The organism is uncultured Caballeronia sp., assembly GCF_964243625.1.
In the GTDB taxonomy this organism is placed as follows: domain Bacteria; phylum Pseudomonadota; class Gammaproteobacteria; order Burkholderiales; family Burkholderiaceae; genus Caballeronia.
The window spans coordinates 1-5,398 of the sequence record NZ_CAXTGZ010000419.1 but is presented as its reverse complement, the minus strand read 5'-3'; the positions used below and the strand labels follow the sequence as shown (position 1 = coordinate 5,398).

The 5,398-nt window shown below is 59.9% G+C and carries 6 protein-coding genes; 3 read left to right on the top strand and 3 right to left on the bottom strand.

The window, feature by feature from the left end; translation table 11 throughout:
- Positions 1–246 precede the first annotated feature (246 nt).
- Together ACFFAR_RS23490 and ACFFAR_RS23485 are read left to right on the top strand one after the other, a co-directional pair.
- Complete coding sequence (locus ACFFAR_RS23490) at positions 247–1,335, top strand: NADH:flavin oxidoreductase/NADH oxidase (RefSeq protein WP_375508560.1); 1,089 nt, start codon at positions 247–249, stop codon at positions 1,333–1,335.
- 221 nt (positions 1,336–1,556) lie between these two features.
- A complete protein-coding gene (locus ACFFAR_RS23485) occupies positions 1,557–2,006 on the top strand; it encodes an SET domain-containing protein (protein ID WP_062168475.1) in 450 nt (149 codons plus the stop codon).
- Positions 2,007–2,061: 55 nt separating this feature from the next.
- Here the strand turns inward: ACFFAR_RS23485 and ACFFAR_RS23480 are convergent, their stop codons facing one another.
- The 3 genes from ACFFAR_RS23480 to ACFFAR_RS23470 form a co-directional block, all read right to left on the bottom strand.
- Positions 2,062–3,507 (bottom strand): sensor histidine kinase, encoded by a 1,446-nt coding sequence (locus tag ACFFAR_RS23480; RefSeq protein WP_062170307.1) that lies wholly within the window; start codon positions 3,505–3,507, stop codon positions 2,062–2,064.
- A 107-nt stretch (positions 3,508–3,614) separates the two neighbouring features.
- Positions 3,615–4,301: a response regulator transcription factor gene (locus ACFFAR_RS23475; RefSeq protein WP_056356328.1), complete on the bottom strand. Its 687-nt coding sequence runs from the start codon at positions 4,299–4,301 to the stop codon at positions 3,615–3,617.
- A gap of 533 nt (positions 4,302–4,834) precedes the next feature.
- The gene (locus ACFFAR_RS23470; protein WP_174364340.1) at positions 4,835–5,140 is read right to left on the bottom strand and encodes a 4a-hydroxytetrahydrobiopterin dehydratase; all 306 of its coding nucleotides are present in this window, start codon (positions 5,138–5,140) and stop codon (positions 4,835–4,837) included.
- Between the two features lie 78 nt (positions 5,141–5,218).
- Between ACFFAR_RS23470 and ACFFAR_RS23465 the strand changes: the two genes are divergently transcribed.
- A partial coding sequence (locus ACFFAR_RS23465; protein ID WP_375508559.1) for a hypothetical protein occupies positions 5,219–5,398 on the top strand: 180 nt, incomplete at its 3' end.

The window sequence follows — 5,398 nt, the reverse complement described above, 5'->3', positions numbered from 1 at the left end:
GGAAGGCGTTTTCTTTGCTTCGTTTCTTTTTCGCCGTTGGAAAAAGAAATGAAGTGCCGCCACGCACAGTGGCTAATAGTGCTAAAGAAGTCAGCTAGAACGGAACGCGCGAAGGCCAAAAAAGCATCAACCCAGCATCAACCCCGACCACAACAACAAACCCAAGCGCCAGCGGCCCTCCTGTGCATGGAAAAAACCGAAGTGCTATCCTAAAACGCCTCCAATCCCCACCTTCGGAACCCCTCCATGAGCGCATTGTTTTCACCATTCACGCTGCGGAGCGTGACGCTTCCGAACCGCATCGTTGTATCGCCGATGTGCCAATACTCTGCTGAGCGTGGTGAAGCGACGGCATGGCACATGATCCACTTGGGCAGCCTGGCGTTATCGGGCGCGGGCATGCTGTGCCTCGAAGCGACAGCGGTCGAGCCTGACGGACGCATCACCCCTGGCGACCTGGGCCTCTGGGACGACGTGACCGAAGCGGCGCTCAAACCGGTCATCGATGCAATCCGCAAGCATTCCCACATTGCGATCACGATGCAGCTCGGTCACGCCGGCCGCAAGGCATCGAGCGCGGCGCCGTGGGACGGCGGCCAGTTGATCCCGGTGTCGGAAGGTGGATGGCTGCCATCGGCGCCATCGGCGGTTCCACACAATGAAGGCGAAACGCCGCCGCTCGCACTCGATACCGCCGGCCTCATCCGCATTCGTGACGCATTCGTGGCAACGGCGAAGCGCGCAGCGCGCCTGGGCCTGGACGGGCTCGAAGTGCACGCCGCGCACGGTTACCTGCTGCATCAGTTCCTGTCACCGCTTTCGAATCATCGAACGGATGAATACGGCGGTTCGCTCGAGGTCTTCGACGCCGTGCGCGCCGCGTTCCCCGCCGACAAACCCGTGGGCCTGCGTGTATCGGCATCGGACTGGGTGGAAGGCGGCTGGGATCTGGAGCAGACCATTGCGTTCGTGAAGGAACTGCAGAAGCACAACGTCGACTGGATCGATGTATCGTCGGGCGGCGTCTCGCCGTTGCAGAAGATCCCGCTGTCGCCGGGTTATCAATTGCCGTTTGCCAAGGCCATCAAGGAAGCGACGGGCGTGACCACCATGGGCGTCGGTCTGATCACCGATCCGCAACACGCTGAAGAGATTATCGAGTCGGGTCAGGCGGATCTGGTCGCGCTCGCCCGCGGGCTGCTCTACAATCCGCGCTGGCCGTGGCACGCAGCCGCTCAACTGGGTGCGACCGTCGAAGCGCCGCCGCAATACTGGCGCTCGCAACCACGTGACCAGAAGGCGTTGTTCGGCGATATTTCATTCGGCCAACGATAAGAAATAATGAGCGGTTGAACTCGTGCGCGCCTAGCGTGTACGATGCCGATGTTCACCTGCATGCGTTCAACCATGCAAGTAAAGCAACGCGGCGCCTTGCATTCAGGCCGCCGCGTTTTTTTAATCCACAAACCGGTTCGTCACCGTTCGCGTGAAGCCGGGGCGGGGCAAAGTTGAAGCGTCTGCTAAGCCAAACCGATTCGTTTTAAAGGATCCAGTCGATGAGTTCACGGAGGGTCGTTGTCCGCCGTTCGGGCATACACGGCAAGGGCGTATTCGCCGCTGCGCCACTCGCCAAGGGCGAGCTGATTATCGAGTACAAGGGCGAACGCATTTCGTGGAAAGAGGCGTTGCGCCGTCATCCGCACAACCCGGACGAGCCGAACCATACGTTCTATTTCGCGCTCGAAAACGGCAAGGTGATCGACGGCAAGGTCGACGGCAACAGCGCGCGTTACATCAACCACTCGTGCGCACCGAATTGCGAAGCCGAAGAAAAGGAAGGGCGCGTGTTCATCCACGCGCTGCGTGCGATCAAGGAAGATGAAGAGCTGTACTACGACTACGGTCTCGTCATCGACGGTCGCATCACGAAGAAGCTGAAGAAGGAATACGAGTGCCGCTGCGGCGCGAAGAAATGCCGCGGCACAATGCTGGCGCTCAAGAAGTAGGAATTTTGCGTTGCCAGGAGAAACGCCACGTCAGATTTTTTGCCGTGGCGTTTTTTTATGCAGACTTCAAAGGCATCCGCACGATGAAACGCGCGCCACCTTCCGGCGCTGGCGCGTTTTCGTAATGCACGCTGCCGTCGTGCAGGACCATGATGTCGTGGACGATCGCGAGGCCGAGTCCCGCGCCGCCTTCCACGCCGTGTCCATCGCCACGAAAGAAGCGCTTGAAAAGGTCCGGCTGCTGTTCGAGCGGGACGCCGGGACCGTTGTCTTCCACCACGATTTCGCCGACCTTCCGGCCATTTTCGTCGATAGTCTGCGTAACCGTGACGGTCACGCGCGCGCCTTCCGCGCGGTGCGTGGGCACGTATTTCAACGCGTTATCGATCAGGTTGGCAATCACCTCGCGCACCAGCACGAGATTGCCGCGCACTGTCAGCGGATGTTCGTTTTCGGGATCGTCGAGACGCTGGAAGCCCAGGTCGACATGCGCGTTCAATGCACGTGGAACCCATTCGGCGCCAGTTTCGAATGCGAGCGCGGCGTAGTCGAAATCGGTGAAACGCGCGGCCTGCTCGCCCGGCTCGGCGCGCGCCAATGAAAGCAATTGATTCGATAATCGTACCGCCCGATCCGCCGATGCCCGCAGTTCCTTCACCGCTTCCAGCACCTTGGCCGGGTCCTTTGCGCTCGCGGCCTGCTCGGCGTGCAGCTTCACGGCAGTCAACGGCGTGCGGAGCTGATGGGCGGCATCGGCGATAAATTTGCGTTGTGCGTCGAGCGCCGTCTTCAGGCGGTCGAGCAGGCCGTTCATGGCGCTCGTCAGCGGACGAATCTCGATGGGCACGAACGATTCATCGACCGGTTCCAGCGATGTATGCGTCTGCCGGTTGAGGGTATCGGCGAGATCGGTCAGCGGGTTGAGCTGCTGGTTCACCACGCGCCAGACGATCACCCAGCCGGCCAGCAGTAACAGTAGCAGCGGCATCATGATCGCGACCATGAACTCGACCGCTATCCGGTATCGGGACCCGACGCGTTGTGCGACTTCAACCACGATCGGATTGCCGTGCGCCTGATCCACGCGCACCTGCGCCGCACGCACGCTCGTGCCCTGGTAGGTCGTCTCGAAGACGTATGCGTAGTGAATGCGGCGCACGTTCGTGCCGGTCAGCGGCAGATCGGTTTCGCCGGCGATCTCGTTTTCACCGTCGCTGATCCGGTAGATCAACTGTTCGACAGGATCGGAGAACATGGCGCGGGCGAGCGGCGGCACCGTCAACGGGGCATCGACGCCGGCAAGCTGGATCTGTTTGGAGATTGCCGTGGCGAGGTCCGCAAGCGAACGATCGACCACGTGCTGTGTGTATTGCCACGCGAGCCAGTAAGCCATCAGGCCGCTCATCAGCGCGAGCAGGGACAGCGGCGCGGCGAGGCGACGCAGCAGCGAGCGCCGCAGGCTTGGTGGCTGGCTCGAGGACGTTGTTTTCGACTGCGCCAGGTGCAGCCAGTCGGCGCGGTCGAAACGTTCGTCGGCGGTGCGCCGTGGAGGGAATCGCAAGGTGCTGGGTGTGGTCTCGTCGGGCTGATTGGCCACGGACGAACCGCTTATGCGGCCGGCCGGATTTCCTGCAGCAAGTAGCCAAAGCCTCGCACCGTCACGATTTCCACGCGGCAGTTTTCGAGTTTCTTGCGAACCCGGTGCACGTAGACTTCAATGGCGGTGTCGCCCAGGTCACCACCGAAATGCGTGAGGTGATCCTGCAACTGGGCCTTGCTGACCACGCGGCCGTGACGCAGCAACAGCATTTCCAGCACGGCGAATTCGCGCGGCGACAGTTCGAGCGGTTTTTCGTCGTTGAAGATGCGCCGATCCACGCCCGACAAACGCAAACCACCCAGCGATACTTCCGGACGCGGCACATCGCCGTGCGGGCCGCTACGGCGCATTACGGCGCGAATCCGCGCTTCGAGTTCGGCGGGTTCGAACGGCTTGAGCATGTAGTCGTCAGCGCCGCTGTTCAGGCCCTGGACACGGTCATGCAACTCGTCGCGCGCCGTCAGGATGATCACTGGCGTGTGACGGTTGCCCTGGCGAAAACGCGACAACAGCGTCATGCCGTCGATACCCGGCAAGCCGAGATCGAGTATCACCAGTTCATGACGGTTTTGCGTGAGCGCCTGCTCCGCAAAAATGCCGTCGTGAACCATATCGACGGTGAAACCGGCTTGTTCGAGGCTGCTTTGAATGCCGCGTGCGATAGGGCGGTCATCTTCAATCAGAAGGATTCGCATGGAGGTCGCTCTTATACGATATGGGTTAGGCTCGATTGCACGCTGCGGCTGCCGGCCGGAATTCGCGCATGCTGCGTGACGCGGTGCCAACGGGCAGTCCAGCAATCCTTTTCTTCTTACGCCAAATGCTGCATTGCACATTGCCTTGCAGCGGTTTTATTGCGGCTCGACACTCGCCAGATTCCCATTTGCGTCGAATAAGCCGCCTCGGTTCTTGACGCGCTTATCTGCTTTTCTAAAAGCAAATACGTCGCCAGAACCGTATGCGTCGTGATTGTACAGGGTCGCTCCGTGCTGCCGACGAAGTGAAGCTTTCGAAGTCATGGCGTCACTCCAAAAGCTTACGTATTGATTATGCTCCAACTTTCCGAATGAAAGCCTGCGTTGGCAAAGTCTTGCAACCCGCTTCGTTTTTGCTTTCGAATGGGCGAGCGGCGCGCTTTTTACAGCCTAATATTGCGGATTTTGAATGTCATCGTTTGTAATACGCAGGTTACGGTTTTATCGCAATAAGATTGCTTCGGGCACCGTCTTTATGCATCGGCCGAGGTTTTCGCGATTGAATCGATGAATCTTGCCAGCTTCGCATCGCGCGAAGTCAGGCCTTTTGCCTCGTGTGTAGACAGCGTGATTTCGACCTTGTTATAGACGTTCGACCATTCCGGATGGTGGTCGGCCTTGTCGGCCGTCAGCGCCACGCGCGTCATGAAGCCCCAGGCTTCGTTGAAGTCGGCAAACTCGAATTTCTTCTCGATCGCGCTGCGCCCTGAGACTTCGGTCCAGCCTTTCAGTTTCGCCAGCGCATCGGTCAGGGCCTTGCCCGTCAATTTACCACTCATCGCATCCTCCATTGTGGCGTGAAGCTTGCCTCAGTTGGTTACGCCGGCCTAGGGTCGGCCCAACAACAGGAGGCTTCCGTGAAAATTTCCCGTCGCACCGCTTTGCTTGCCGCCACGTCCGCGGCCACCTCGGGACTCATGGGGCGGGCGGCATTCGCCGAAAAAAGCACCGATACGCTGCGCATTCAGTTCAACGATGCCGTGCCCAACATCGACATGTATTTCAACAGCCAGCGCACCGGCCTTATCCTGGCGCAC

Bases quoted from the DNA above. Each gene is read 5' to 3' on its own strand.
- ACFFAR_RS23485 (WP_062168475.1), top strand. From the start codon at position 1,557: ATGAGTTCACGGAGGGTCGTTGTCCGCCGTTCGGGCATACACGGCAAG.
- ACFFAR_RS23475 (WP_056356328.1), bottom strand. From the start codon at position 4,301: ATGCGAATCCTTCTGATTGAAGATGACCGCCCTATCGCACGCGGCATT.
- ACFFAR_RS23470 (WP_174364340.1), bottom strand. From the start codon at position 5,140: ATGAGTGGTAAATTGACGGGCAAGGCCCTGACCGATGCGCTGGCGAAA.
- ACFFAR_RS23490 (WP_375508560.1), top strand. From the start codon at position 247: ATGAGCGCATTGTTTTCACCATTCACGCTGCGGAGCGTGACGCTTCCG.